This is a genomic window from Microbispora sp. NPDC088329 (assembly GCF_040685655.1).
In the GTDB taxonomy this organism is placed as follows: domain Bacteria; phylum Actinomycetota; class Actinomycetes; order Streptosporangiales; family Streptosporangiaceae; genus Microbispora.
Map to the genome: position 1 here is coordinate 66176 of NZ_JBFBIP010000017.1, position 24538 is coordinate 90713.

At 70.9% G+C, this 24538-nt stretch carries 26 protein-coding genes; 17 read left to right on the top strand and 9 right to left on the bottom strand.

The window, feature by feature from the left end:
* Positions 1 to 6 precede the first annotated feature (6 nt).
* Both AB0O28_RS27660 and AB0O28_RS27665 read left to right on the top strand, forming a co-directional pair.
* Positions 7 to 795, top strand: coding sequence for an ABC-2 family transporter protein (locus tag AB0O28_RS27660; RefSeq protein ID WP_363645060.1), 789 nt, complete (start codon positions 7 to 9; stop codon positions 793 to 795).
* A gap of 2 nt (positions 796 to 797) precedes the next feature.
* The gene (locus AB0O28_RS27665) at positions 798 to 1598 is read left to right on the top strand and encodes an ATP-binding cassette domain-containing protein (protein ID WP_363645062.1); all 801 of its coding nucleotides are present in this window, start codon (positions 798 to 800) and stop codon (positions 1596 to 1598) included.
* On the opposite strand, the gene AB0O28_RS27670 is transcribed toward AB0O28_RS27665, so the two are convergent.
* The 4 genes from AB0O28_RS27670 to AB0O28_RS27685 form a co-directional block, all read right to left on the bottom strand.
* Positions 1528 to 1998, bottom strand: a complete 471-nt coding sequence (locus AB0O28_RS27670; protein ID WP_363645064.1) for a hypothetical protein — start codon at positions 1996 to 1998, stop codon at positions 1528 to 1530. The two genes, AB0O28_RS27665 and AB0O28_RS27670, sit on opposite strands and share 71 nt — an antisense overlap.
* A 64-nt stretch (positions 1999 to 2062) precedes the next feature.
* Positions 2063 to 3016: an ABC transporter permease subunit gene (locus tag AB0O28_RS27675; protein ID WP_363645066.1), complete on the bottom strand. Its 954-nt coding sequence runs from the start codon at positions 3014 to 3016 to the stop codon at positions 2063 to 2065.
* Complete coding sequence (locus AB0O28_RS27680; protein WP_363645068.1) at positions 3003 to 4160, bottom strand: ABC transporter ATP-binding protein; 1158 nt, start codon at positions 4158 to 4160, stop codon at positions 3003 to 3005. Before AB0O28_RS27680 ends, AB0O28_RS27675 begins: the two co-directional genes overlap by 14 nt.
* Positions 4161 to 4245: 85 nt before the next feature.
* Entirely contained in the window at positions 4246 to 5442 is a 1197-nt protein-coding gene (locus AB0O28_RS27685; protein ID WP_363645070.1) for a DUF2092 domain-containing protein, read from the bottom strand.
* A 135-nt stretch (positions 5443 to 5577) separates the two neighbouring features.
* Between AB0O28_RS27685 and AB0O28_RS27690 the strand changes: the two genes are divergently transcribed.
* The 3 genes from AB0O28_RS27690 to AB0O28_RS27700 all read left to right on the top strand — a co-directional run bounded on the left by AB0O28_RS27690 (position 5578) and on the right by AB0O28_RS27700 (position 9154).
* Complete coding sequence (locus tag AB0O28_RS27690; RefSeq protein WP_363645072.1) at positions 5578 to 6252, top strand: response regulator transcription factor; 675 nt, start codon at positions 5578 to 5580, stop codon at positions 6250 to 6252.
* Between the two features lie 122 nt (positions 6253 to 6374).
* Positions 6375 to 7727 carry an ATP-binding protein gene (locus AB0O28_RS27695; RefSeq protein ID WP_363645074.1) on the top strand — a complete coding sequence of 451 codons (1353 nt, stop codon included), beginning with the start codon at positions 6375 to 6377 and terminating at the stop codon, positions 7725 to 7727.
* 8 nt (positions 7728 to 7735) lie between these two features.
* Positions 7736 to 9154 carry an aspartate aminotransferase family protein gene (locus AB0O28_RS27700; protein WP_363645076.1) on the top strand — a complete coding sequence of 473 codons (1419 nt, stop codon included), beginning with the start codon at positions 7736 to 7738 and terminating at the stop codon, positions 9152 to 9154.
* 214 nt (positions 9155 to 9368) lie between these two features.
* Here AB0O28_RS27700 and folP read toward each other — a convergent pair whose 3' ends face one another.
* Positions 9369 to 10271: a dihydropteroate synthase gene (folP, locus tag AB0O28_RS27705; protein ID WP_363645078.1), complete on the bottom strand. Its 903-nt coding sequence runs from the start codon at positions 10269 to 10271 to the stop codon at positions 9369 to 9371.
* Positions 10272 to 10435: 164 nt separating this feature from the next.
* Positions 10436 to 11305 carry a LysR family transcriptional regulator gene (locus tag AB0O28_RS27710; protein ID WP_363645080.1) on the bottom strand — a complete coding sequence of 290 codons (870 nt, stop codon included), beginning with the start codon at positions 11303 to 11305 and terminating at the stop codon, positions 10436 to 10438.
* 997 nt (positions 11306 to 12302) lie between these two features.
* On the opposite strand from AB0O28_RS27710, the gene AB0O28_RS27715 reads away from it, so the two are divergent.
* From AB0O28_RS27715 to AB0O28_RS27770, 12 genes are all read left to right on the top strand, one after another.
* The gene (locus AB0O28_RS27715; protein WP_363645082.1) at positions 12303 to 13457 is read left to right on the top strand and encodes a neutral zinc metallopeptidase; all 1155 of its coding nucleotides are present in this window, start codon (positions 12303 to 12305) and stop codon (positions 13455 to 13457) included.
* A gap of 86 nt (positions 13458 to 13543) precedes the next feature.
* Complete coding sequence (locus tag AB0O28_RS27720) at positions 13544 to 15169, top strand: LCP family protein (RefSeq protein WP_363645084.1); 1626 nt, start codon at positions 13544 to 13546, stop codon at positions 15167 to 15169.
* Positions 15170 to 15330: 161 nt separating this feature from the next.
* Entirely contained in the window at positions 15331 to 16692 is a 1362-nt protein-coding gene (locus tag AB0O28_RS27725; RefSeq protein WP_363645086.1) for a S8 family serine peptidase, read from the top strand.
* Positions 16693 to 16813: 121 nt separating this feature from the next.
* Positions 16814 to 17101 carry a hypothetical protein gene (locus AB0O28_RS27730; RefSeq protein ID WP_363645088.1) on the top strand — a complete coding sequence of 96 codons (288 nt, stop codon included), beginning with the start codon at positions 16814 to 16816 and terminating at the stop codon, positions 17099 to 17101.
* On the top strand, positions 17098 to 17670 hold the full coding sequence (locus AB0O28_RS27735) for an AAA family ATPase (RefSeq protein WP_363645090.1): 573 nt from the start codon (positions 17098 to 17100) through the stop codon (positions 17668 to 17670). Before AB0O28_RS27730 ends, AB0O28_RS27735 begins: the two co-directional genes overlap by 4 nt.
* Positions 17671 to 18238: 568 nt before the next feature.
* Positions 18239 to 20134, top strand: coding sequence for a hypothetical protein (locus AB0O28_RS27740; protein ID WP_363645092.1), 1896 nt, complete (start codon positions 18239 to 18241; stop codon positions 20132 to 20134).
* Positions 20134 to 20718, top strand: a complete 585-nt coding sequence (locus AB0O28_RS27745) for a hypothetical protein (RefSeq protein ID WP_363645094.1) — start codon at positions 20134 to 20136, stop codon at positions 20716 to 20718. Before AB0O28_RS27740 ends, AB0O28_RS27745 begins: the two co-directional genes overlap by 1 nt.
* A 7-nt stretch (positions 20719 to 20725) precedes the next feature.
* Positions 20726 to 20890: a hypothetical protein gene (locus AB0O28_RS27750; RefSeq protein WP_363645096.1), complete on the top strand. Its 165-nt coding sequence runs from the start codon at positions 20726 to 20728 to the stop codon at positions 20888 to 20890.
* Between the two features lie 98 nt (positions 20891 to 20988).
* Positions 20989 to 21474, top strand: coding sequence for a hypothetical protein (locus AB0O28_RS27755; RefSeq protein WP_363645098.1), 486 nt, complete (start codon positions 20989 to 20991; stop codon positions 21472 to 21474).
* A 7-nt stretch (positions 21475 to 21481) separates the two neighbouring features.
* Entirely contained in the window at positions 21482 to 21646 is a 165-nt protein-coding gene (locus AB0O28_RS27760; protein WP_363645100.1) for a hypothetical protein, read from the top strand.
* Complete coding sequence (locus AB0O28_RS27765; protein WP_363645102.1) at positions 21646 to 22227, top strand: hypothetical protein; 582 nt, start codon at positions 21646 to 21648, stop codon at positions 22225 to 22227. Before AB0O28_RS27760 ends, AB0O28_RS27765 begins: the two co-directional genes overlap by 1 nt.
* 7 nt (positions 22228 to 22234) lie before the next feature.
* Positions 22235 to 22537, top strand: a complete 303-nt coding sequence (locus AB0O28_RS27770; protein WP_363645104.1) for a hypothetical protein — start codon at positions 22235 to 22237, stop codon at positions 22535 to 22537.
* Positions 22538 to 22595: 58 nt separating this feature from the next.
* Here AB0O28_RS27770 and AB0O28_RS27775 read toward each other — a convergent pair whose 3' ends face one another.
* The 3 genes from AB0O28_RS27775 to AB0O28_RS27785 are packed head-to-tail and all read right to left on the bottom strand — an operon-like array spanning position 22596 to position 24220.
* Complete coding sequence (locus AB0O28_RS27775) at positions 22596 to 22802, bottom strand: hypothetical protein (protein ID WP_363645106.1); 207 nt, start codon at positions 22800 to 22802, stop codon at positions 22596 to 22598.
* Positions 22803 to 22814: 12 nt separating this feature from the next.
* Positions 22815 to 23438, bottom strand: a complete 624-nt coding sequence (locus tag AB0O28_RS27780; RefSeq protein ID WP_363645108.1) for an HD domain-containing protein — start codon at positions 23436 to 23438, stop codon at positions 22815 to 22817.
* The gene (locus AB0O28_RS27785; protein ID WP_363645110.1) at positions 23435 to 24220 is read right to left on the bottom strand and encodes an ion transporter; all 786 of its coding nucleotides are present in this window, start codon (positions 24218 to 24220) and stop codon (positions 23435 to 23437) included. The genes AB0O28_RS27780 and AB0O28_RS27785 overlap by 4 nt, the downstream gene beginning before the upstream one ends.
* Positions 24221 to 24538: the final 318 nt, after the last annotated feature.

Genomic DNA, 24538 nt, shown 5'->3' on the forward strand with positions numbered 1-24538 from the left:
GCGCCCGTGATCAGGACGTACGCGCTGCTCGCCTGGACGTGGACGCGGGCGGCGGCGCAATACCGGGTCTCGTTCGCGCTCACGACGGCGGGCGCCTTCGTCGTCGGCGGCCTGGACATCGCGGTGATCTGGGTGATCTTCGCCAACACCGACACGCTGGCCGGCTTCGGCCTGGCCGAGGTCATGTTGCTGTACGGCGCGTCGGAGCTGGCCTTCGCGCTCGCCGACATGCTGTTCGGCAACGTCGACCGGATCAGCCAGCACATCAGGGCGGGCACCCTCGACGTCATGCTGATCCGGCCCGCGTCGCTCTTCGTGCAGGTGGCGGCCGACCGCTTCAGCCCGCACCGGATCGGCCGGGCCGTGCAGGCCGCCGCGGTGCTGGGCGTGGCCCTCGCACGGCTGGAAATCCCCATCGGCCGCGTCTGGATGGTGCCCGTCATGGTGGCGTCGGGCATCGTGATCTTCACGGCGTTGTTCACGCTGGGCGGAGCGCTGCAGTTCCTGCTCACCGACGCCCCCGAGGTGGCCAACGCGTTCACCTACGGCGGGGCCATGCTCAACCAGTATCCGCTGAGCGTCTACGACGCCCGCATCGTCCGAGGGCTCACCTTCGTGCTGCCGCTGGCGTTCGTCAACTGGCAGCCGGGCCTGTACGTGCTCGGCCGGCCCGACCCGCTCGGGCTGCCGTCCTGGACGGGCCTGCTGTCCCCCGCCGCCGCGCTCGCGCTGGCCGCCGTCGCCGCGCTCGCCTGGCGTGCGGGGATCCGCCGCTACCGATCGACGGGGAGCTGACCATGATCGAGGCAGACGGGGCCGGCCGGACCTTCACGGTCCGCCGCCGGGTCGTGCACGCCGTGCGGGACCTGTCCTTCCGCATCGCGGCCGGGGAGTTCGCCGCCTTCCTCGGCCCGAACGGCGCGGGCAAGTCCACCACGATCAAAATGCTGACCGGGATCCTCACGCCCACGTCGGGCCGGATCAGGGTGGCCGGTCTCGACCCCTCCCGGCGCCGTACGGCTCTGGCCCGCAAAATCGGCGTCGTCTTCGGCCAGCGGACGACGCTGTGGTGGGACCTGCCGCTGCGTGACAGCCTGGAACTGGCCCGGCTCCTTTACAAGGTAGATCGTAAGGTGTTCCGGGAGCGGCTCGACGAGATGTGCGACCTGCTCGACCTGGGCGATTTCCTGCGGACGCCGGTGCGCCAGCTCAGCCTCGGACAGCGGATGCGGGGCGACATCGCCGCCGCTCTGCTGCACGATCCCGACGTGCTGGTGCTCGACGAGCCGACGATCGGGCTCGACGTCGTCAGCAAGGCGGAGGTGCGCGACTTCCTGCGGAGGCGATGCGCCGAACGAGGGACCACCGTGCTGCTGACCACCCACGACCTGGGCGACGTCGAAAGGCTGTGCCGCCGGGTGCTGCTGATCGACCACGGCCGGCTGGCCTTCGACGGCACCGTGGACGACCTGCGCGCGACGGCGCCCGGGCCCGCGTCGATCGAGGACGTGGTGGCCGGCCTCTATCTCAGTAGCCGAACGACTCCTCGTACTCCTCCTCCTCGTCCCGCACCGGACCGGCCCAGCGGGACGGCATGAGCACCGGGAGGAACAACGCGACGCCGAGCAGGCCGTAGACGCCGGTGGACAGCAGCGTGAGCATGCCCCGGCCCGCCTGCAGCAGCTCGGCCTGCACCGCGGGGCCGGTGGGCACGAGGCTCGCGGCGCGCGACACGTCCAGGACGTAGACCACGGTCCAGGCCAGCAGCGCCATCGACGGGACGAACGCCGCCAGCGGGGACACCCGGCCCACCAGCACCAGCCCGAGCAGCAGACCCACGACGGCCATCACGCCCAGAGCGATCAGCATGCGCGTGTCCTTGGCCGGGTCGACGCTCTGCGCCGCTCCCCGGACCGCCTCCTGGGACGCCCATCCGCCACCGAGGAGAAGAGCCGCCGCGACGAGAGCGCCCAGAAGCAGCCCGAAGAAGTGCCGCATGAACACCGCCTTGGGTGAGAGGTCCGCGGCAACACTAGCGACAAAGAACGGTAAAGGGCAGCACTTACGCCGTGATGTCCTCGCTCGTGAAGCGCGCCCAGGCGACGGAGCCGAAAACCAGCGCGTAGGCGGCGAAGACGAGCAGTCCCTGACCCATCCGGTCGGTCGCCATCGGCTCCCGCAGGGCCCCGTCGAACGCGTCCCACCACCACGTGAGCAGGACCGGCCGTACGGTCGCGACCTGCGGGATCGCGGTCAGCACCTGGCTGACCACCACCAGCACGACGCTCGCGGCCACCGCACCGATCGGCGCCTCGGTGAGCGTGGAGACCGCGAGCGCGACCGCGCCGAGCGCGGCCATCCCCGCTGCGGCGTACAGGACGACCAGCCCGACGCGCAGCAGGGCGCCGGCCGCCGGGATCGTCGTGCCGGACAGCAGCGTCACCGGCCCGACGGGGAAGAGCACCAGCCCGACCGCCAGCGCGGACAGCGCCACCACCGCGCACGCCGCGAGGCAGTAGACCACGATGTTGGCGTACTTGACCGCGAGCAGCCTGGTCCGGCCCGCCGGAGCGACGAGCAGGTAGCGCAGCGTGCCCTGGGCCGCCTCGCCGGCGACCGCGTCGCCCGCCACGACCGCCACGGTCAGCGGCAGCACGATCGGCATCATGACGACGAACGCCGCGAACGTCAGCATCAGGCCGTTGCCCGCGATCTGGCCGACGATCGAGCCGCCCACGTCGCCCCCCGAGGCGACCCGCACCGCGACGCCGACCAGCACCGGCACGACCGCGAGCACCCCGAGCATCGCGAGGTTGCGCGGACGGCGGAACGTCAGACCGATCTCGGAGGCCAGCAGCCGCGTCAGGTGCCGCAGGCGAACCGGCGCGGGCGGGGCGCCCTCCGGCGCCGACGGCGGCTTCGCGTCCCGCGCCGCCTCGGCCGGCCGGGTATCGGGCACGGCCGCCGCCTCCTCACTCACCGGAATCTCACTCACCGGCTTCTCACGCACCGACATCGAACCCCTCCCCCGTCAAGCCGACGAAGACCTCCTCAAGCGTGGGACGCACCACGCCGAATCCGCGCACGGCCACGTCCTCGCCGACGAGCAGCGCGCAGATCCGCTCCGGCGCCCGCTCGCCGGCGACCGCCGTCACCTCGCCGTCCCCCGGGCGCACGTCCTCCAGCCCGGCCCGGATCAGCACGGCCGCCGCCTCGGCCACGTCCGGCGTCTCCACACGCAGCCGCGGCCGCTCGCCCGACGCGCGCAGCGCGGCGATCGGGCCCTGGGCGACGAGCCGGCCGGTACGCATGACACCCAGGTGGGTGCACATCTGCTCGACCTCGCTCAGCAGGTGGGAGGAGACGAAGACGGTCGTGCCGTCCTCGGCGATCCGTCTGATCAGCGTGCGGACCTCCCGGGTGCCCTGTGGGTCGAGGCCGTTGGTCGGCTCGTCCAGCACGAGCAGCTCCCTCGGGACCAGCAACGCGGCGGCGATGGCCAGGCGCTGGCGCATGCCCAGGGAGTAGGCGCGGTAACGCTTGCCCGCCGCGGCGGTCAGCCCGACACGCTCCAGTGCCGCCCCGATCCTGGCCCGAGCCGTCCGCGGGTCGGCGCCCGGGTCGGCCGCGTCGAAGCGGCGCAGGTTCGCCTCGCCCGACAGGTACGGGTAGAAGGCCGGCCCCTCGACCACCGCGCCGACGCGCGGCAGCGCCCGGGCCAGCCCCGCGGGCATGGGCGTCCCGAGCAGCGACCACGTGCCGGAGGTCGGGGCGACCAGGCCGAGCAGCATGCGGATCGTCGTGGTCTTGCCCGAGCCGTTGGGGCCGAGGAAGCCGAAGACCGCGCCGCGCGGCACGGCCAGATCGACGCCGTCGACCGCCACCTGGCCGCCCCGGAAGCGTTTGGTGAGACCGGACGTGACGATGGCCTGCGCCGCCGCGTCCCCGGGGGAGGGCGGGGGCGCCCCGATGTCTTCCCTGGGCGCCCCCGCGCGCGTGCCCGCAGTCACCGTGCTCACCGCGTCCATCCGGTCCATGTCCATCCGGTCGGTGTCCATCCGGTCCATGTCCATCCGGTCGGTGTCCATCCGGTTGGTGTCCATCCGGTTGGTGTCCATCCGGTTGGTGTCCATCCGGTTGGTGTCCATCCTGTCCGCCATGTCCCTCGCGCTTGCCGCGTCCGAGCCGTTCCCGGCGTCGGCGCACACAGCGTGGACGCGGCCGCCGTACGGTGTGCGGGCTCGCTCATCGCACCGCCGCCCGGTAGAGGGCCTCCGGGGTCACGGCGCCGGCGAGCAGGCGGCCGTCGTCGGTGATCAGGATCGACACGACCTTCGTGCGCAGCAGCCGGCCGCTCCCCCACTGTCCGCTGACGGGGGTCGCCGCCGCCTTCACGCCGTCGAGCAGTGCGGCGATGTCCACGCCGTCACGCCCCTTGTCGTCCTGCTTCTGGCCGTCCTGCTTCTGGCCGGTGACGCCGGGCAGGGACGTGACGAGCACGCTGTCCCAGCCGGAGCCGACCACACGGCCCCGGTCGTGCGCCTCGGCGACCGCCTCAGGACGGTGGCCGGCCGGAGGCGCGGCCGTCCCCTGCTCGACCTTCGCGCCGTGCGGCGGCGTGAAGGAGAAGTTCTCCGGGGCCGGAGCGGTGAACGACAGCGACTCGAAGCCGACCTCGAAGACCGGCTCCGCCGCTCCCTTCGCGTGCACCTGGACACGCAGTGGCATCAGCTTCTCGCCGTCGAGCGCCACCCGGATGTCCTTGATCAGCGAGTCGGCCGCCTTGGGCGTCAGCACGATCTGGTAGGCCGCGCGGCCCGCGACCGTGACGTTCTCGCCGACGCTGATCGCGGTGTCGGTGCCGGCCGCGTTCAGGGCCTGCCGCGCGGCCTGCTCGGGCGTCGCGAACGACGACGCTCCGGGCCGCATCGGGGACCCGGGTCCTGGCCGCATCGGGAAGGCGCCGTCCGGCCCGCCGCCGGTGGCCGCCGGGGCGGTGAGGCGCGTCGCCGTGTTGGCGGCGCTGTCCCACATCCAGACCGTGCCGCCGTTCGCGATGACGTCGGTCTCGCTCATCTCCCCCGGCAGCATGAGGCGGAACCGGTTCTCCCCCGCGTACCAGATCTTGAGCTGGTGCGACCCCGACAGCAGCGACAACGGCGAGGCCCCGGACGACCCGGGCGGCCCGGACAGGCCCGACATGCCGGGCAGCGCGGGCAGGCCGAGCGACGCCGTCTCGACGATGGTGCCGGACATCTGCGGCATCCGGCCGTTCTGCCAGGTGCGCGCGACTTCGGCCAGCAACTGCTCAGCCGTACGGTCCGGCAGGGACGGTTCGCTGCGCACCGCGGCGATCACCGGGCCGGTCCCCACGGCCGCCGCCACGACGGCCACCGCCGCCACCGGAACTCCCCACCTCACGGCGCGGGCTCTCTTCGCCATTTCACATCTCCCACTATGGGCGGAAAACCTGACGACCCGAGACTGCCGGGACGTACCTGTGCTGACGCTGAGACGGGCTGAGAGGGCTCTCAGGCTCGTCGCACCCGCGCCCGCGAAAAGGTCCACACTGGGACAATGCGGGTTCTGGTGGTGGAGGACGAGCGGCGGATGGCGGCGGCGCTGCGCCGCGGGCTGCAGGCGGAGGGCTTCGCCGTCGACCTGGCGCACGACGGCAACGAGGGCCTGCATCTGGCCCGCGTCGGCGACTACGACGTGGTCGTGCTCGACATCATGCTGCCCGGCCTGTCCGGCTACAACGTGTGCAAGCAGCTGCGCGCGGAGGAGAACTGGGTGCCGATCCTCATGCTGTCGGCCAAGGACGGCGAGTACGACATGGCCGACGGGCTCGACCTCGGCGCCGACGACTACCTCACCAAGCCGTTCTCGTACGTCGTGCTGGTGGCCAGGCTCAGGGCGCTGCTGCGCCGGGGCGGCGGCCGCAGGCCGTCCGTGCTGCGCGCGGGCGACCTGTCGCTCGACCCCGCGGCCCGGCTGGTCGCACGGAACGAGACGCCGGTCGAGCTGACGCCCAGGGAGTTCGCCCTGCTCGAATACCTGATGCGCCGGCCGGGCGAGGTGGTGTCGAAACCCGAGATCCTGGAGCACGTCTGGGACACCTATGACACCGATCCGAACGTGGTCGAGGTGTACGTCGGGTATCTCCGCAGGAAGATCGACACACCCTTCGGCCGCGCCGCCCTGCAGACCGTGCGCGGGGCGGGATACCGGCTCGCGAGCGACGGCGGCTGAGCGTGCCCGGATCACCCCCACCCAGATCACCCGCACCGCAGCCGGCCGCCCCCAAATCACCCGCCCCGAAGCCACCCGCGCCGGACTCACGCGCGCCCGATCCGGTCGCGCCCGGTCCGGCCGTGCTCGCGCGCCCGGTGACGTGGTGGCGGCGGCAGAGCCTGCGGTTCCGGGTGACCGCCGCGGCGACCGCCGTGCTGGCGCTCGCCCTCGGCGTGTCGGCGTACGTGTTCGTGGGGGTGCTCGGCGAGGCGCTCGTCCGCGGCATCGACGACCAGGTGTACCAGCGGGGCCGTGAGATCGTCGCGCTGTCCGACGCGAACCGGCTGTCCGATCCCGTCGTCCCGGCGGACAACACGATCGTGCAGGTGCTCGACCGGGACGGGCGGATCGTCGACGCCACGCCGAACACCGACCGTCTGGTTCCCCTGTTGCCGGCGCGGGAGCGGGAGGCCGCCGTGCGCACCGGCGCGCCCCGCTTCCTGGACGGCCGGCCGTACGCGCTGCCGGGGCCGCTGCGGGTGCGGGCGCTCAGCGCGGACCGCGGCGTGACGGTGATCGTGGCCCGGTCCTTCGCCGAGGTGGAGAGCAGCCTGGTGACCACCGGGCACGTGCTGATCGCCGGCATGCCGATCCTGCTCGCGCTGCTGGCCGCGGTCTCATGGCTGGTCGTCGGGCGCACGCTGCGGCCGATCGCGCTGCTGCGGCGGGGCGCGGCCGAGGTCGGCGGCACCGCGCGGTCGCGGCGGCTGCCGGTGCCCGAGGCGCGCGACGAGGTCCACGCGCTCGCCACGACTCTCAACGACATGCTCGGGCGGCTGGAGGAGGCCGACGCCCGCCAGCGGGCGCTGGTCTCCGACGCGGCGCACGAGCTGCGCAGCCCGCTCGCGAGCATCCGGCTTCAGCTTGAGGTCGCGCTCAGCCACCCGGACGGGCAGGACTGGAAGGAGACCGCCGAGGGGGTGCTCGAGGACACCCTCCGGCTGTCGCGCCTCGCCGAGGATCTGCTCGCGCTCGCCCGGCTCGACGAGGGCCGCCTGGGCCGGCGGGAGCCCGTCGACCTGGCCGACATGGCCCGCCGTACGGCCGAGCGGTACGGCCTCGAACTCGACCTCGGGCCCGGCCCGTCTCCCGTCGTGCCGGGCGACGCGCTGGACCTGCGGCGGGTGCTCGCCAACCTGGTCGACAACGCGCTGCGGCATGCCGCGTCCACGGTCCGGATCGGCGTACGGGCCGACGGGACGACCGCGGAGCTCACCGTCACCGACGACGGGCCGGGCATCCCGCCCGAGGACCGGGAGCGTGTCTTCGACCGGTTCACCCGGCTCGACGACGCGCGCAGCCGCGACGTCGGCGGGGCCGGGCTCGGCCTCGCGATCGTGCGCACCACGGTCGAGGCGCATGGCGGTACGGTCCATCTGGAGGACGCCTCCCCCGGACTGCGTGCCGTCGTCCGGCTCCCCCTGGCACGTTGAGGAGTTTCATGCTTCCCGACCACGGCAGGCCCGTCACCGAACTGCTCGCCGAGCTGACCGCCCTGAAGGCGGCCGACCTGCCGGTCCGCGGCGGCAAAGTGACGGCCTACGTCTACGACACCGGCCTGCCGGAGGTGCACGAGGCCGCGCACCGGGCGTACGCGGAGATGCTCGAGGTCAACATGCTCGACCCGACGGCCTTTCCCAGCATGGTCGCACTGGAGCGGCAGGTGGTCGGGGCGGTCGCCGAGCTGCTCGGACGCCCCGGCGCGCCGGGGATCTTCACCAGCGGCGGCACCGAATCGATCATGCTGGCGGTGAAGGCCGCGCGCGACGCCCGTCCGGGCGCCACCCGGGTCGTGCTGCCGGTCACCGCGCACCCGGCGTTCCACAAGGCCGCGCACTACCTCGGCCTGGAGATCGTGCCGGTTACGGTCGACCCGATCACCTATCGGGCCTCCGTCCCGGCGTTCGAGGCCGCGCTGGACGACCGTACGGCGCTCGCGGTGGTCTCCGCGCCGTCCTACCCGCAGGGCGTCGTCGACCCGGTCGAGGAGGTCGCCGCGCTCGCGGCCGCCCGCGGCGTGCCGTGCCACGTGGACGCCTGCGTCGGAGGGTGGCTGCTGCCGTGGCTGCGCGAGGCGGGCGCCGCGATCCCGCCCTTCGACCTGAGCGTGCCCGGCGTCACCTCGATCTCGTGCGACCTGCACAAGTTCGGGTACGCGCCGAAGGGGGCGTCGGTGCTGTTGTTCCGCGACGCGGAGCTGCGCCGCAGGGCCTACTTCGCCTCGGCGGCCTGGCCCGGCTACACGATCATCAACGCGACCGTGCAGAGCTCGCGCTCGGCCGGGCCGCTCGGCGGCGCCTGGGCCACCCTGCAGGCCCTCGGCCGGGAGGGCTACCTGGAGCTCGGCCGCAGGACCGTGGAGGCGGCCAGGCGGCTGGTCGAGGGTGTGGGGAAGATCCCCGGCCTGCGGGTGCTCGGCGAGCCCGAGGCCGCGCTGGTCGCCGTCGCCGGGTCGCCCGAGGTGGACGTGTTCGTGCTGGCCGACGAGGCACGCCGGCTCGGCTGGTTCCTCCAGCCGCAGCTGTCGTACGCCGGGATCCCGGCCAACATCCACATCACGGTCACCGGCGTGACGCTGGCGGGCGTGGACGCGATGCTGGAGGTGATCGCGGAGGCGGCCGCGGCCGCCCGGCGGCGGGGGCCGGCCGAGGTGCCCGACGGCCTGCCCGAGCTCATCGCGTCCCTCGACCTCGACGCGCTGGACGACGCCACGTTCGCCGAACTCGCCGCGTCGGTGGGAATCGACCTCACCGCGACGGGGCAGCCGGGGATGGCGGTCGTGAACGCGGTGCTCGACGCGCTGCCCGCCGCGACCCGCGAGGCGATCCTCGTCCGTTTCCTGTCGGTCCTGTACTCCTGAGCCGCCTGAAACGCCGGGCGTACTCCGATCCGATGGGCGCCGTGCTCCACGCGCGGGGGGGACGGTGGCATGACCATCGACCGGCCGCCGAACTCCGGGAACCGCGGTTCCGGCTGACCGGCATGACCGGCGGCGATCCCGACCAGATGATCGGGGACATCGACACGGACATCACTCAGGTCGTGAGGCTGTGCGACGCCGACCTCGCGGACCTTCAGGACGGCGTGGATGGGCCGGCGGACGCGCCGCCGAGGCGGGCGACCACCGCGAGAGCCGTACGGGCGCTCGCCGCGTCGTGGACGCGGAACACCCGGGCGCCCTGCAGCGCCGAAACGGCGAGCGTCGCCAGTGTGCCGGCGTGGCGTTCCTCCACGGGCAGGCCGCCCAGCGTCTCTCCGACGAAGTCCTTGTTGGAGACGGCGACCAGCACCGGCCACCCCGTCGCGGCCAGCTCGCCGAGCCGCCTGGTGACCTCCAGCGAGTGCCAGGTGTTCTTGCCGAAGTCGTGCGCCGGGTCGACCAGGATCGCGTCGCGGCGCACGCCCGCGGCGACCGCCCGCTCCGCGAGGTCCGTCGTGTACGCGACCACGTCGGCCACCACGTCGGCGTACGCGATGCGATGCGGCCGGGTGCGCGGCTCCACCCGCCCGGCGTGCGCGCAGACCAGCCCGATGCCGTAGGCCGCGGCGACCTCGGCGAGCTCGGGGTCCACGCCGCCCCAGGTGTCGTTGAGCAGGTCGGCTCCGGCCTCGGCGACGACCTTGGCGACCTCCGACCGCCAGGTGTCGACACTGATGATCACATCGGGATGCCGGTCGCGCACCGCGGCGACGACCTCGGCCACGCGGCGTATCTCCTCGGCCGGATCGACCTCCGTGCCGGGACCGGCCTTCACGCCGCCGATGTCCACGATGTCCGCGCCTTCCTCGATGAGCCGGGAGGCGGCGTCCACAGCGGCGGAAAATGCGTAGGTCGATCCCCTGTCGTAGAAGGAGTCGGGGGTCCGGTTGACCACGGCCATGACCGCGAAGTCGCCGGGGCCGAAGGCACGCCCGCGCAAACGCAGGACGCCCGGCCGGCCGGGCGCCGCGGCGGGCAGCGGCGGCGTAGTGGACATCGCCGCCAGCGTACTAGGTCGTGTCCCGTGATCTTGCCGGTCCACTGCGGTCGCCCCGATGGCGCCTCGCTACGGCAGAAGATCACGGGGGCACTCCCCGGGTGGGCTCGTCGCGCCGGGCCGGGCGCCGGGTGTGCTGGAACGGTCCAACCGCCGGACATGCGTCACGCCGCGGATCCGCCTTCGGCCAGGGCCAGGAAGTCCTGCGCCATCGCGGGAAGCCGGCGCCGGGCGTGCACCACCGCGATGATCTTCCGGAGGCAGGGATCGAGCGACCGGACCACCAGGCCCGCCCTCGCCGCCTGCTCGGCCATGCCGCGGTACCACAGCAGCGAGGCCCGCCCCTCCCGTACGGCCCGCAGCCAGCCCCGGCGCTCGTCGGACTCGACGGCCGGGATCGGGCGCACGCCGTACGTGGCGAAGATCTGGTCGAACTCCCTGCGGCGCGGGCTGCCGGGGGCGGGCAGCACCAGCCGCATGCCGTCCAGCCTGGCCACGGGGACGGGGTCGGGCAGATCGATGCGCGGCGGGGAGATCAGCACGATCTCCTGGCGTTCGAGGGGGTGGCTGACCAGGTCGGTGGGAACCGGAAGGTCGGTCAGGCCGAGATCGGCACGCTGCTCGCGGACAGCGCTGACCACCCCCTCGCGGCCCTCGCAGCGCACGATCTGCACCCGGATTCCCGGATGCTCGGCGGCGTAGGCGGGCAGCAGGCGCCCGGCGAGACCGGGCTCGAGACTCGGAGTGGACGCGATCCGCAGTTCGGCGCCGGAGGAGTTGCCCTGCGTCGCGAGGGCCTCGATCTCGGCCACCGCGTCGAGGGCCTCGCGGGCCAGCTTCACGACCCGGCGCCCCTGGGCCGTCACGACGACCCCGCGGCCCGAGCGTGCGAAAAGCGTCATCCCGAGTTCGCGTTCCAGGTCGCGTATCGCGCGGGACAGAGCGGGCTGCGCGATATAGAGCGATCTGGCGGCATCGGTCATGGTGCGGTGCTCCGCAGTGGCGACCACGTAACGGAGCTGCTGCAGATTCATGCGAAAAACGCTAGGGCAGACGAGCCCGGCGATTCCGGAACATCGCAGAGATCACGCCGGTCGATTACACATCGTGCCCGACATCTGCTACATCCGTGAGGGATGGGAAATCAGTATTCTTTTGCCCCAAATCCACAAAGGGGGCAACGTCGTGCCGCAGCAGTACCCTCCGCAGGAGCCGCCCGGGGGGAGTTCTCCGAATTCGGGGCCGCCGTATCCGCCGCGACCGGAGGCCACATCCGGTGCACCTGACGGATCACGACCCCCCGGCACGGCGCCGGGGCCGTACGGTCCACCGGGGTGGGGCGGCCCGGAGAACGGTGCGTGGCAGCCGGGGGCCGGCGCCGCTCCTTACCCGCCGCCGGCACAGGCGCACAACGGCTCCCAGGCGCCGGGAGGTCAGCCCTACGGCGGTCCCTATCCGCCGCCCGGGGCGCCCGGGGTCAATCCGCCCGGGGCCAATCCGCCCGGGGCCAATCCGCCGGGCCCGCCCGCGTATCCGGGGAACGCCTCCTCTGGCGGCCCGGGGTATCCGGCGACCCCCTCGCCTCAGGGCGGCCCCCAGCCCCAGGGTCCCCATGCTTCCGGCATGCCGCAGGGCGGCCCCTACCCGCCGAGCGGGCCGCCGCAAGGCGCCGGGGCGTACCCCGGGTCTCAGCCGCAGGGCGGGGTTCCGTACCCCGCGCAATCCGCCGCGCAGTCTCAGGCCGGGCCCTACCCACAGCCCTACGCGCCCGCGCCGGCCCCCTCCGTTCCGGCGGGTCCGCCGACCGGCCCCGCGTACGCCCCGGTGGACGGAGCGGCGGGCCAGCCGGGAGGCCAGGGGTACGCGCCGGGCGGGCTCGCGTACCCGCGGAACGGCGGCGCCCCGGCGGCGCAGGCGCACATGGCGGTCCCCGCGCCGCCTCAGGCGATGCCGCCCCAGCAGATGCCGCCACAGCCCCCGCCTCAGGCGATGCCTCCGCAGGGGATGCCGCCACAGCCCCCGCCTCAGGCGATGCCGCCCCAGGGGATGCCGCCCCAGGGGATGCCGCAGACGCCGCAGGGCGCGCCGTTCCCCCCGGTCCCGGCGCAGGCGCCGCAGGGTCCGGGGCGGGCGTCCCAGGGTCCGGGATGGGCGCCGCAGCCCCCGCCTCCCCCGCGCGGGCCGGCCGCCGCCTATCCGCCGCCCGCCTGGCGCCCGCCACGCCGCAAGTCGGGCGCGGGGGTGATCGTCGGCGCGGTCATGGGCATGCTCGCACTGGTCTTCGTGCTCGTCGTGATCGTGAGCGCGCTGGCCGGTCTGTCGCACCACGACGAGACGGTCTCGCCGATCGCGATCCCGACCTCCACCTTCTCGTCGTTTCCCTCGGACGACGCCACCACGGACACGCAACCGACGCAGAAGCCGACCTCGAAGCCGACGTCACAGCCCACGACGCGGCCGAGGCCCGTACTCAACCGGACGGCGAAGAACAACAGCCTCTATCGGGCCGGGTCGCCGGCGAAGACGAACTGCCGGGGCGGGAACGCCAGCATCTACAACCACGCCCAGTTCAAGGCGCTGATCCTCAAGACCGGCGCGTGCATGAGCAAGGCGTGGGCGCCGGCGCTCGAGCGGGTGGGAATCGACTGGAGCCCGCCCAAATACATGATCGCGGCCCGCAAGGGCAGGGGCGCGTGCGGCGACTATCCCTCGCCCGGCAGCAACGTGCCGTACTACTGCCCCACCAACAGCACGATCTACGCCTCCACCTCGGCCATGGCGCGGGAGTACGGCCCGCTCGGGTCGTGGAACGGGATCATCGTCAGCATGATGGCCCACGAGTACGGTCATCACATCCAGAGCCTGTCGGGCATCTCCGACTCCTGGTGGCGGCAGACGCTCGACTCCACCTCGCGCAGCGGCAAAATGGCCCTCAGCCGCCGGCACGAACTGCAGGCGACGTGTTTCGGCGGCATGTTCATGCGGTCGGTCGCCGCCTCGTATCCGATCGACGCCACCCGGCGCAACACGCTCCTGTGGGCGTACAGCCACCTGGGCGACCCGCCGGGAGGACCGCGTGACCACGGGAACACGCGCAGCAACGCCGCGTGGTTCCGCCAGGGGTACACCCGCCCGATGGCCTACCAGTGCAACACCTGGGTCGTCGGCTCCGCGTCCGTCTCGTGATCAACAGTCCTTGGTTTACGTCTACCTTGTCCGGATATGGGGGTTAGAATCCCTAGCCACAGCTTCGGAGGAGAGAGCGGTGAACCATGCGAGGCGGGGGTCCCGCTGACGATCCCGGGGGTCCCCGGGAAGGTCAGAGTGCAGGTCAGCGTGGTGGGAGTGGGAGCGACGAGAAGCCCACGGACCCGCCGCCCGCGGCGGCCGCTCGCGGCGAGGCGCCGCGTTTCGGCCCTCCGCTGACCACCGCCTCCCTGATCGGCTGGACGGCGCTGTCGGCCGTCCTCCCCGGGGCGGCCCACCTGCGGGCGGGCAACCGCCGCACCGGGATCGCGCTGCTGGCGACGTTCGGCGTCGTGCTGGTCGCCCTGGTGGTCCTGGTCCTGCGCCTGAAGGACGACGCGGGGGCCGCGCTGCGCGGCAGCACGCTCACCGCCATCATGGCCGGCGCCGCCGTGTGCGCGCTCGCCTGGTTCACGCTCGTGCTCCTGTCGTTCGTCGCCCTGCGCCCGCAGCGCCTGCCGCAGACCGGGCAGGTGGTGTCCGGCATCGTCGCGGGCGTGCTGTGCGTGGCCGTGATGGCCCCGTTCGCCTTGACCGCGAACACGATCAGGACGGCCAACCAGTTACTCGACGACGTCATGGCGCCGGCGGAGGGAACGACTCCCGTCCCCGTACGCGCCGAGGACCCGTGGAACGGCCGCAAGCGGGTGAACTTCCTGCTGATCGGCGGCGACGCGGCGGGCAACCGGGTCGGGGTGCGCACCGACTCGATGACCGTGGCCAGCGTGAACGTCGCCACCGGCAACACCGTCCTGTTCAGCCTGCCGCGCAACCTCCAGTACATCCGCTTCCCCCCGAGCAGCCCGCTGCGCAAGGTGTTCCCCGACGGCTTCAACGCCGAGGGGCAGGGGCTGCTGAACTCGGTCTGGTACTACGCCGACAACAACCCCCAGGTCATGGGTGGCAAGAACAAGGGCGCCCAGGCGCTGAAGGACGCCATCGGCTACACCCTGGGACTGCACATCGACTACTACGCGATGGTCGACATGTTCGGCTTCGCGGCTCTGATCGACGCTGTGGGCGGGCTCAAGATCCGGGTCGAGCAGGACGTCAAGTGGGGCGGCAAGTTCGGCACCGCCGGGACCATCAAGGCCGGCTACCGGACGCTGAACGGCGAGGAGGTGCTCTGGTACGGCCGCTCCCGGGTGGACAGCGACGACTTCTCCCGCATGTCCCGCCAGCGCTGCGTCATCGGCGCGCTCGCCCAGCAGGTGACCCCGGCCACGGTTCTCGCGAACTTCAACAAGATCGCAGCGGCGGCCCGGCACATGTTCCGCACCGACATTCCCCGCGACCTGCTGGAGCACCTCGTCCCCCTCGGCATGAAGGTGCGCGGCGCCAAGATCACCAGCCTGCAGTTCGTGCCGCCGCTCATCTACACCGGCAACCCGGACTGGGCGAAGATCAGGAAACTGACCCTGGACGCCATCCGGGAGTCGATGACCGAGAGGGGCACCGTCGCGGCCACCGCCTCGCCGATGACGTCCACGGGATCGCCGGCGTCCGCGAGTCCCTCCGGCTCGCCCAGCCGGTCCGCGTCGCCGAGCCCGTCCCCCTCACGTACGCCGGTCCTCGCCGGGGCGAGCCCCCGCTCGACCCCCACCCCGAACGACAAGGCGGCCAAGAGCCTCTCGGAGCTGTGCGGCTTCTGACCGAGGACTTCTGAGCCGGGGCTTTCGGGCGAGGGCCTCGGCCGGGCGGCACCGGGCGGTTTTTCGGTGAAGGTGTGGACGCCGCCTTCACGGATGCAGCAAGGTTGTCACGTAACGTATCCACCCAGCCACAATCCGCTGAGTAACGGAGTGGACTCGTCGTGCGCGTACTCATCCAGTTGCGTCCGTCCCCCGATCTGGTCGCCGCCGTCGCCGACCCGTCGGTCCCGTCGATGCCGTCCGACGTGGCCGACGGCCTGCCCGGGGTCGTCCTCGACCATTCGTACGCCCCTGTGGCCGTGCCCCGCCCGATGCCCGCGTTCCCCGGCGGGGACCCGCTGTCGCTCAACCAGCCGCTGGTCTTCTCCATGGCGCCGCAGGACGCCTCGGTGGTCGTCCGCGGGGAGATCGCCGACGACGAGGTCACCAGCAGGGTCGCCCTCCTGCCCACGGCCCACCGCGATGTGGTCGCGGTGTACGCCGACCCGGCGATCGAGACCACGCTCACGTGCGCGGGCGACCCCGCCGTCGGCGACTGGCACGACGTCGAACGGCTGCTGCGCGTGCCCGACCTGGCGGCCGAGGGGCTGGACGGCTCCGGCGTCCCCCTCGCGGTCATCGACACGGGCATCAACGCGGCGTACGTCAAGGCCGCACGCGGGCACGACGTGACCGTCGATCACGAGCGGAGCTGGAACCCCAAGAGCGTCTCCGGAACGCCGGGAGACTTCCCGGTCGACCACGGCACGATGTGCGCCTTCGACGCGCTCATCGCCGCGCCCAAGGCGTCACTCGTGGACGTGCCCGTGCTGCTGTCCCGGCGGCAGGGCGGCTCGACGCTCGACGGCCTGCTGTCCGACGCGATCGCCGCGTACGCCCACCTGCGCGAGGTCCTCGACGCCCAGCCGGCCGAGTCGCGGGCGCTCGTGGTGACCAACAGCTGGGGGTCGTTCTCGCCCCGCTGGGACTTCCCACCGGGCAATCCCGGCAACTACTCCGACAACCCCGCCCACCCGTTCAACCTGATCGTCGGCAGTCTGGCCGAGGCCGGGGCCGACATCCTCTTCGCCGCCGGCAACTGCGGGACGCAGTGCCGCGACGGCAGATGCGCCTACCCCGACCGGCCCATCGTCGGAGCCAACTCCCATCCCCGGGCGCTGTCCATCGGCGGGATCGACACGGCGGGGACGCGGGTGGGCTACTCCTCCCAGGGTCCGGGGCGGCTGACCGCGCGCAAGCCGGACGTCTGCGCCTACACCCACTTCGCCGGCTCGGGCGCGCTCGGCGACGGCGAGCCCGACTCCGGCACCTCGGCCGCCTGTCCCGTCGCGGCCGGGCTGGTCGCCGCCGTCCGCACCCGCTGGCCCGCCACCGTGCTGTCGCCCGCCCAGCTCCGGACCCTGCTGCGCCGGACGGCCGATGATCGCAGTGCCGTAGGGTATGACAACGACTACGGGTACGGCGTGGTGGACGCCGCCGGCATCGTCGCCGCGCTGCGCCGCCGGGCGGCGAAAGCCGCCTGAGAACACAGCGCGGCGAAAGCCGCCTGAGAACACAGCGCGGCGAAGGCGGCCTGAGATCGCAGCGCCGTGAAGGCGGCCGCGCCGTCGGTGATGAGACGTCCAGCAGGGGGAGGCGGGGCCGGTGGCCGAGGTGCTGATCACCGTGCGGCTTCCCGCGCCCGCGACGCTGGAGGAGGCCATGCGGCGGCTCGACCTTACCGCGGACGAGGTCGACACCGCCTATGGCCTCGTGCCGGTCGACCCGGCCAGGAACCTGTACGTCCTGCGGGTGACGGAGGACGCCGGCCGGCGCGTCGGTGATCCGGGCGCCGGGGCGGCGGACGGCGGGGACTCCGGCGACGGCCGCGGGCGCGCGGACGGCGGGCCCTACTCCGATCCGCCCATCGAGCCCTACGGCCCGCCGCGATGACCGCCCCTCTCTGGGTGGTGTCCGGCCCACCGGGCGCGGGCAAGTCGACCGTCTGCGACCTGCTGCTGGCCCGTCTCGACCCCGTGCCCGCCCTGCTCGACAAGGACACCATGTACGGCGGCTTCGTCGAGGCCACCCTCGCCGCGTACGGCAGGCCGCACGGCGAGCGCGAGGGTCCGTGGTACGACGAGCACGTCAAGCGGCACGAGTACGCAGGCATGACGGCGACCGCCAGGGAGATCCGCTCCCACGGCTGCCCGGTGATGCTCGGCGGGCCCTTCACCTCACAGGTGCACGACGCGGCGCTCTGGCACGCGTGGGCGGAGGCGCTGGGCGGCCACGAGGTGCGCCTGGTCTGGGTCCGTTCCGACGGCCCGACGCTGCGTGAGCGGCTGATCCGCCGGGGCCTCGCCAGGGACGGGCAGAAGCTGGAGAGGTTCGCCGAATACCTGCGCGCCATCCGCGTCGACGACCCGCCCGCCGTGCCGTACGACGAGATCGACAATCGCCTGAGGGCTGTTCCACTGGAGCGGCAGGTCGACCGTCTCGTCGCCTCCGCCCGCACCTGACCGCTCACCGCCTCACGGCAAAAAGGGGCGGTCCTTCACGCTGTTTGCCGCCCGCCCGGATCGGCGGCCGGTAAGTCGTGCCGCACGGGGAATTCGACCGGCGCATCTTCCTGATTTCGTTGGAGCAGCAGGTCGCGAACCCTCTTCACCGCCCCGGGAACGGCACGGGAGAATGCGGGAGTGCGCGACAGCCATTGATCCGCTATATCGGATCTATCGGTGCTGTTTACGAAACGAGAGCAATGTAAATAATCTTGCTGCCTGAGTCGTCGCCCGTCATCGACATCAGGGGAGTCCGGGCCGTATGACCCATCCGTCAGGCAACCCTCGGCCGTCACCGCGCCCCGAATCCCCGCCCACTCCCCCACCGGCCTCGCCTCAGCCGTCTCCACCCGGCCCGGCCTCCGTCCCGTCGCCGCACCCTCAGCCGGCGCCCACCGCTCCGTCACCCACACCCGCGCAGGCCCCTTCGACGCGGCCCGGCACGCCCGGCCGGCCGGAACCCACGGCACCACCCGAGGGCTGGGTGAACCGCAGCGGAGGCTTCGCCGGCATAGATCCGGCCGCGATGGACGCCTTCGAACGCGGACTCGGCCAGGCGCAGGACGCCATCGGCCGTGCCGAGCCGAGACTTCGTGGCATGTTGGAGCGGCTCGACCTGGACACCTCCCGGCTGGGCGCCCTGCGCGAGGCGCGGGGCTGGATCGAGACGGCCCGGCCCGACCTGCGGCGACGACGCGACACGATCCGCGCCGAGCACGACGAGTGGGCCGCCTCCGCCGCCGCGCCCGATGGCATGACCGCCTTCGACGAGAGCCTGTACGGCAGAGCCGGCCGGGATCCCGACGTGTACGCAGCGGTCAGCACTCTGACCGAGGCGGGCAGGAACGGCGAGGCCGACGCGAAGACCGTGGCGGCGCTGGAGAAGCGGACGGGAGACCCGGCGTTCGCTCTGGCGCTGATGAACACACTTGGCGCCGCACGGCTACGCGACCTGCTGATCAAAACCGTCGAGCACACCGATGACGCGACCATGCAGCGGCTGCAGAAGGCCCTCGGCAAGACCCTCGGCACCGCGAGCCCACGCCTGAGCCCCGTCTACGGGGACGAACTGACCGCCACGCTCGATAAGGCCATCGTCGACTGGCGTCCGGGCTACGCCCTGGCGCTGGCGCTTGAGCACGGCACCTTCGCCTCCGCCGCCTTCCTCGTGGCGGTGGCCCGGAGAATCGACAAGAGTGCGTCGGCGATGGCGGGCGAGCCCGCGATCAGGAAGACCCTCATGCGGGCCCTTGCCCGCAATCCCATAGCGGCGCAGGACTTCTTCCTCGGCGATCCCAAGGCACTGGAACGCTACTTGTCGTGGCCTTACATGCCGGACCACGGCGCGGCACTGGGCGAGGCGCTGGAGGCCGCCATGCTCACCTTCCGCGACCACGAGGGCACCCCCGATCGGCCTTCCCGCGGATACCTGTCCGCCCAACTGGCCTCTCGTTTCTTCCATCTGGAGGCCGAACGGATTTCCGCGGATTCCCCACCCGCCGTTCCCCCCACCACCACGGCCAGAATCCTGGCCGACTACATTTTCGACGTCAATCGCGTCGCCTACGATACCGGGGACAAGAGCGTGCCCGACGTCGCGTACACAACCTATCCAAGTATTCCTAAATCACCTTATTGGGGTGCGCGAATCGTAAGAGATGAAATCCATGAAGTCATGATGGAGACATTCGGCGACTCCCGGGCATTCAGCACCGTCATGGTCGCTCAGACTGCGTTTGCCAAGAAGCTCCTCGATCACGGCGCCGCCGATATGGCCCTCACCGGGCGTGACGCGGCGCTGTCGACCCAGGCCGAATGGATTGGAGCAGGGTTCGGCTTGATCACGGACACGGGCGGACTTGCCGAAATAGGTCAGGGCAAGGATCTCGACGAAGCACAGGAAAGGAACATGAAGGTCCTCCTCGCCATCGTGAACACCGGCCTTGCCATACCGCAGTCAGGGGCCTGGCCGGTAGTCTCCGGTGTCGCCGGCGCGTGGACGGGGATGATCGAAGACACCGCCGAAGGCGATTCCGAAGACAAGGCCAAAAAGAACGCCAACTCAGCGGCGAGGACGACGCAGGAACTTCTGAGTGACCTGACCGTGCAGGCGATGCTCAAGTACGGCCTCTTCGGCTCAGCCGATCCACCTGCGCCGAACCACCCCTGGGCTTCGCTCGAGAGTCTGAAGAAAGACCAAGACCCTCGCGGAAATCCCAACAACTTCCTGAAGGATGGCCGGACCATCATGAGCAGGGACGAGATGCTCGATAGAACAGCTCGCGGTGAGGTTGTCGGCGAGCAACGACTCGACGCATACAAACGATGGATCCGCGATGATAAATTGATTGGAAGTCACTGGAAGGAGCTCCTGGAACGTCTGAACCAGAGCTACTCGCGAGCTTTCTCAGAGTTCAAATGATGAGATGGACACGAGCCGCCGGAGCAGCAGGACTGAGTTGCCTGCTTGCCCTGACCGCCAGTTGCCAGAGCAGGGAGGCGAAGGTCGATCAGACACCTCTGCCCACGGCCGCCGCCCCGCCTTTCATCTGCGACTACGTCCCGTTGAAGGCCGTCGAACTGATGACCGGAGAAACCAATCCACTGGTGCGCGGTGGCTTCAGCTTCGATCGCCCCAGTGGCCTCGGCGATGGCGGGTGTGCGGTCTATCAACGCGATGGCGACCAACTGAAGGTTCTTCAGATCGTCCTGGTGCCGATGGGAGGCGAAGCGCGGGTCAGAGATCAGCTTAGTATCGGCGCCTCCCCTTTGCCGACGATCGTGCCCGATGCCATCGGCTACTACGGGAACAACTCATCGATCAAGCACAACTCCGCTCACGCGATTCTCGCGCGCGGCGATGCCGAACTCGTCATTAAGCTGGAGGAGGGTGTCAAGGGGCGGGACAACGCGGCTGATGTGGTGGCGTTGATGAAACTGATCGCGCCGAAGCTGATCAAATCGGACAGCACGCCTACCCTCACCCCGTCCGCGACAAAGGGGTGACCACGACATGGCCGGCCTCGTGCCCAATCCGCTGTATGTGGCGCTGCGGGACACGCTGCGTACAGCGGAGCCAATGTGGTTTCGCGACGTGAACCTCACAGGTAAGCGCTGGGACGACCTGCTGAGCCGCGTGAACACCACCTCTGCTCAAGCCTTTGCCGAGTACAAATGATGAAAACGTCACTAGCTGCCGGGACGGCAGGGTTGATCTGCGCGTTGGCCCTGGTTAGTGGCTGCCAGCACACGGAGATCAAAGCCGACCGAACACCGATGCCGACAGTCGCCGCCCGGCCCTACGTTTGCGACTACATTCCATTGAAAGCCGTCGAACTGATGACCGGAGAACGCGATCCTCTAGTGAGCGGCGACTTCAACTTCGATCGCCCCAGCGGCCTCGGTGATGGAGACTTCGCGATTTATGAGCCGAAGAGCGACCGGCTGAAGGTCCTGCAGATAATCCTGGTGCCGATGGGAACTGAGGAGAAGGTCAAAGATCAGCTGCAGATCGGGGCCTCCCCCTTGCCCACGATCGTGCCAGGAGCCATCGGCTACTACGGAAAGGACCCGTTCGACAAAGGACCCTCCGCTCATGCGACCATCGTCCGGGGCCATGCCGAACTGATCGTCAGGCTGGACAGAGGGGCCGAGGGGCGGGACAACCAGGCGGACGTGGTGGCGTTGATGAAACTAATCGCGCCGAAGCTGATCAAATCGGACAGCACGCCTACCCTCACCCCGTCCGCGACAAAAGGGTGACCACGACATGGCCGGCCTCGTGCCCAATCCGCTGTATGTGGCGCTGCGGGACACGCTGCGTACAGCGGAGCCGATGCGGCTTCGCGACGTGAACCTCATAGGGAAGCGCTGGGACGACCTGCTGAGCCGCGTGAACACCAATTTCATGCAAGCCTTTGTCGAGTATTATTGATGAAAACGTCACGAGCTGCCGGGACGGCAGGGTTGATCTGCGCGTTGACCCTTTTCAGTGGCTGCCAGCACACGGAGATCAAAATTGACCGAACGCCGATGCCGACAGTCGCCGCCCCGCCCTACGTGTGCAAATATATTCCACTGAAAGCCGTCGAACTGATGACCGGGGAACACAATCCGCTGGTACGCGGCTACATGGACCTCGACCGGCCGGACGCCGGTGACGGAGACTGCGCCATCTATCAACGAGGCGGCGACCGGCTGAAGGTGTTGCAGATTCTCCTGGTCCCGTTGAGCAGTGAAGATCGGGTCAAAGATCAGCTGCAGAACGGCGCCTCTCCTTTGCCCGCAATCATTCCCGGAGCCATCGGCTACTACGGCGAAAACTCGTCGACCGACGATAATTCTGCCCACGCGATGCTCGCACGAGGCCATGCAGAGCTCCTCATCAAATCAGAGAAAGGGGTTGAGGGGCGGGACAATGCGGCGGATGTGGTGGCATTGATGAAACTGATCGCGCCGAAGCTGATCAAGCCGGACAGCACGCCTACCCTCACCCCGTCCACGACAAGGGGGTGACCACGACATGGCCGGCCTCGTGCCCAATCCGCTGTATCTGGCGCTGCGGGACACGCTGCGTACAGCGCAGCCGATGCTCACGGAGATCACCGACCATCTCGAGACGCAGTACCGAACCTTTCATTCCGGGCGCGTGTGGACGGGGCCGGCCGCGCAGCGATTCGACGAGCAACTGACCCTGCATCGCACCCGTGTCCGCGGCTGCGCCGACGCCGTCCTGTCCGACCTGCGGCGCGCCCTGGCGAACACCCCGCCCGAGGTCACCGCCGAGCAGGCCAGGGACATCAGCGCCAGGTACGGCCTCACCTGAACCAGAAGGACACACCGTCACTCGTGAAGCCGCTCCCGCCCTACGAGCGCACGCGTGATCACCTCCGGGTCGAGGGCCGTGCCTCCGCGGGCGGGTGCTCGGCCACGGCGGCGAGCAGTTCGGGCGCCGTCCCTGCGGTGGCCACCACCTCGCATTGGCGGGCCGTGAGCAGCTCGACCGTGCCGTCGCGGAGAACGGCGGCGTCCTCGGCCAGTACCACGCGCAGCCGCCTGGTGATCACGAGGCCGTTATCGGCCGAGTTCACGGCGGTCGCCGGTCACACGATCTCGTGCCCGTACTCGGCGGCGAGCGGGCGCAGGTCGGGAACGCCGAAGGTCGCGCACATCGCGGCGAACAGCTCGGCCTTGTCGTCGCCGTATCGCCGGACGTGGGCCGCGTATGAGCCGGCGGTGAGGAATCTCGGCGGGTCGGTCTTGCTGTGGAACTTGTCCGCGAACATCACGAGCTTCTCCTCGGCCGACTCGGCGAGGTAGTCGCCGGGAGGCAGCGGCAGTCCCTGCCGCACCACGTCCTCCCGGGTGATTCCCACACCCGTGTGATGGGAGCAGAACCGGCCCAGGCTCTCGGGCAAGCCCTCCGCGCGGAGCAGTTCGTGGCCGAGGATCCCGTGGCGCACGTAGCCGGCGTGATCGAGCCGGCCGCGGTCGTCGTAGAGCCGGTAGACCCCGACGTCGTGCAGGAGGCTTCCGGCCCGCACCAGCTCGACGTCGACGTCGAGACCGGCGCTGCGGGCCAGGCGCAGGGCGATCGCGCAGACGATCTCGCAGTGCGTGTGGACGAGGGCGAACGCCTCCTCCGTGGGCGCGTGTCTCGCGTGCAGCGCGCGGATCTCCGCGTCCGTCGGAAGCCGCGTGCGCGGAGTCCGCGAGGCCTCGGTCACGAGCTGGGAACCCTCTCGCCCAGGCTCTCACGCAGCCCCCTGATCTCCTCCCGCAGGGCCGACAGCTCGGCGAGCGTCAAGCTGTCCTGCCTGTCCTCTCTGCCCTCCCTGGCCTCCTCCTCCATCGCGCTGACCACGACCGCGATGAAGAGGTTCAGCACGACGAAGGTGCAGATCAGCACGAATACGATGAAGTAGATCCACGACGAGGGGTGGGTGTCCATCAACTCGCGGTTGATGTCCGACCAGCCGTCCCCCGTCATGACCTGGAACAGCGTGTACAGCGACGTGGGCAGATCGCCGAAATACCGGGGCGCGGCGGCGCCGTACAACTTCGTGCCCATCACGGCGGCGACGTACAGGACGAGGCCGAGCAGGACGACGATCGAGGACATCCCGGGGATGGCGGTGAGCAGCGCGGAGACCACGCGGCGCAGTGACGGCACCACCGAGATCAGCCGCAGCGCCCGCAGGACGCGCAGGGCTCGCAGCACCGACAGGCCGCCCGCGGTGGGCAGGAACGAGAGGCCGATGATCAGCAGGTCGAAGACGTTCCAGGCGTCGCGGAGGAACCGCCACCCGTAGACGTAGATCTTGGCCAGAATCTCCGCCACGAAGACGTACAGGGCCACGTGGTCGGCGATGTGCAACTCGGTGCCGTAGCGCGCGACCGCCTCGGTGGAGGTCTCGACACCCAGCGTGGCGGCGTTGACGAGGATCACCACGGTGATCGCCTGCTGGAACCGCCGCGACTCGATCAGGCGGCGGACACGTTCACGCACGGAGGACTCCTGGGGGCCATGAAAGATCGGCACAGAGCCTAGTGCCCCCGCCCGACATATCCGTTCCCGGCCGCGCGGCAAGATCGCCGAATTCTCGCCGCCACGGCGGCCACCACGCCGGCGGACAGCGGAAGTCGCCGGGCGTCCGGCGTGGGCGGCGCGTCGGACGGACACGCCACGGCATCCTCCTGGTCATCCACGACAACCCCACCTCGCGGCCGCGGCCGCGAGGTGGGATGACGGACAGACGGCCCAGGTTTCCGGACCTGTCTTCGGGGCTGCCCTTGGCCCGTCTTCGCGCCGCAGGAAGAGTCGAGC

Coding starts and splice junctions, on each gene's coding strand:
- AB0O28_RS27750 (WP_363645096.1), top strand. CDS start 20,726: ATGGCCGGCCTCGTGCCCAATCCGCTGTATGTGGCGCTGCGGGACACG.
- AB0O28_RS27675 (WP_363645066.1), bottom strand. CDS start 3,016: ATGTCGGTGCGTGAGAAGCCGGTGAGTGAGATTCCGGTGAGTGAGGAG.
- AB0O28_RS27685 (WP_363645070.1), bottom strand. CDS start 5,442: ATGGCGAAGAGAGCCCGCGCCGTGAGGTGGGGAGTTCCGGTGGCGGCG.
- AB0O28_RS27715 (WP_363645082.1), top strand. CDS start 12,303: ATGCCGCCCCAGGGGATGCCGCCCCAGGGGATGCCGCAGACGCCGCAG.
- AB0O28_RS27740 (WP_363645092.1), top strand. CDS start 18,239: ATGGACGCCTTCGAACGCGGACTCGGCCAGGCGCAGGACGCCATCGGC.
- AB0O28_RS27765 (WP_363645102.1), top strand. CDS start 21,646: ATGAAAACGTCACGAGCTGCCGGGACGGCAGGGTTGATCTGCGCGTTG.
- AB0O28_RS27735 (WP_363645090.1), top strand. CDS start 17,098: ATGACCGCCCCTCTCTGGGTGGTGTCCGGCCCACCGGGCGCGGGCAAG.
- AB0O28_RS27690 (WP_363645072.1), top strand. CDS start 5,578: ATGCGGGTTCTGGTGGTGGAGGACGAGCGGCGGATGGCGGCGGCGCTG.
- AB0O28_RS27745 (WP_363645094.1), top strand. CDS start 20,134: ATGAGATGGACACGAGCCGCCGGAGCAGCAGGACTGAGTTGCCTGCTT.
- AB0O28_RS27770 (WP_363645104.1), top strand. CDS start 22,235: ATGGCCGGCCTCGTGCCCAATCCGCTGTATCTGGCGCTGCGGGACACG.
- AB0O28_RS27670 (WP_363645064.1), bottom strand. CDS start 1,998: ATGCGGCACTTCTTCGGGCTGCTTCTGGGCGCTCTCGTCGCGGCGGCT.
- AB0O28_RS27760 (WP_363645100.1), top strand. CDS start 21,482: ATGGCCGGCCTCGTGCCCAATCCGCTGTATGTGGCGCTGCGGGACACG.
- AB0O28_RS27665 (WP_363645062.1), top strand. CDS start 798: ATGATCGAGGCAGACGGGGCCGGCCGGACCTTCACGGTCCGCCGCCGG.
- folP (WP_363645078.1), bottom strand. CDS start 10,271: ATGTCCACTACGCCGCCGCTGCCCGCCGCGGCGCCCGGCCGGCCGGGC.
- AB0O28_RS27755 (WP_363645098.1), top strand. CDS start 20,989: ATGCCGACAGTCGCCGCCCGGCCCTACGTTTGCGACTACATTCCATTG.
- AB0O28_RS27700 (WP_363645076.1), top strand. CDS start 7,736: ATGCTTCCCGACCACGGCAGGCCCGTCACCGAACTGCTCGCCGAGCTG.
- AB0O28_RS27720 (WP_363645084.1), top strand. CDS start 13,544: ATGCGAGGCGGGGGTCCCGCTGACGATCCCGGGGGTCCCCGGGAAGGT.
- AB0O28_RS27710 (WP_363645080.1), bottom strand. CDS start 11,305: ATGAATCTGCAGCAGCTCCGTTACGTGGTCGCCACTGCGGAGCACCGC.
- AB0O28_RS27680 (WP_363645068.1), bottom strand. CDS start 4,160: ATGGCGGACAGGATGGACACCAACCGGATGGACACCAACCGGATGGAC.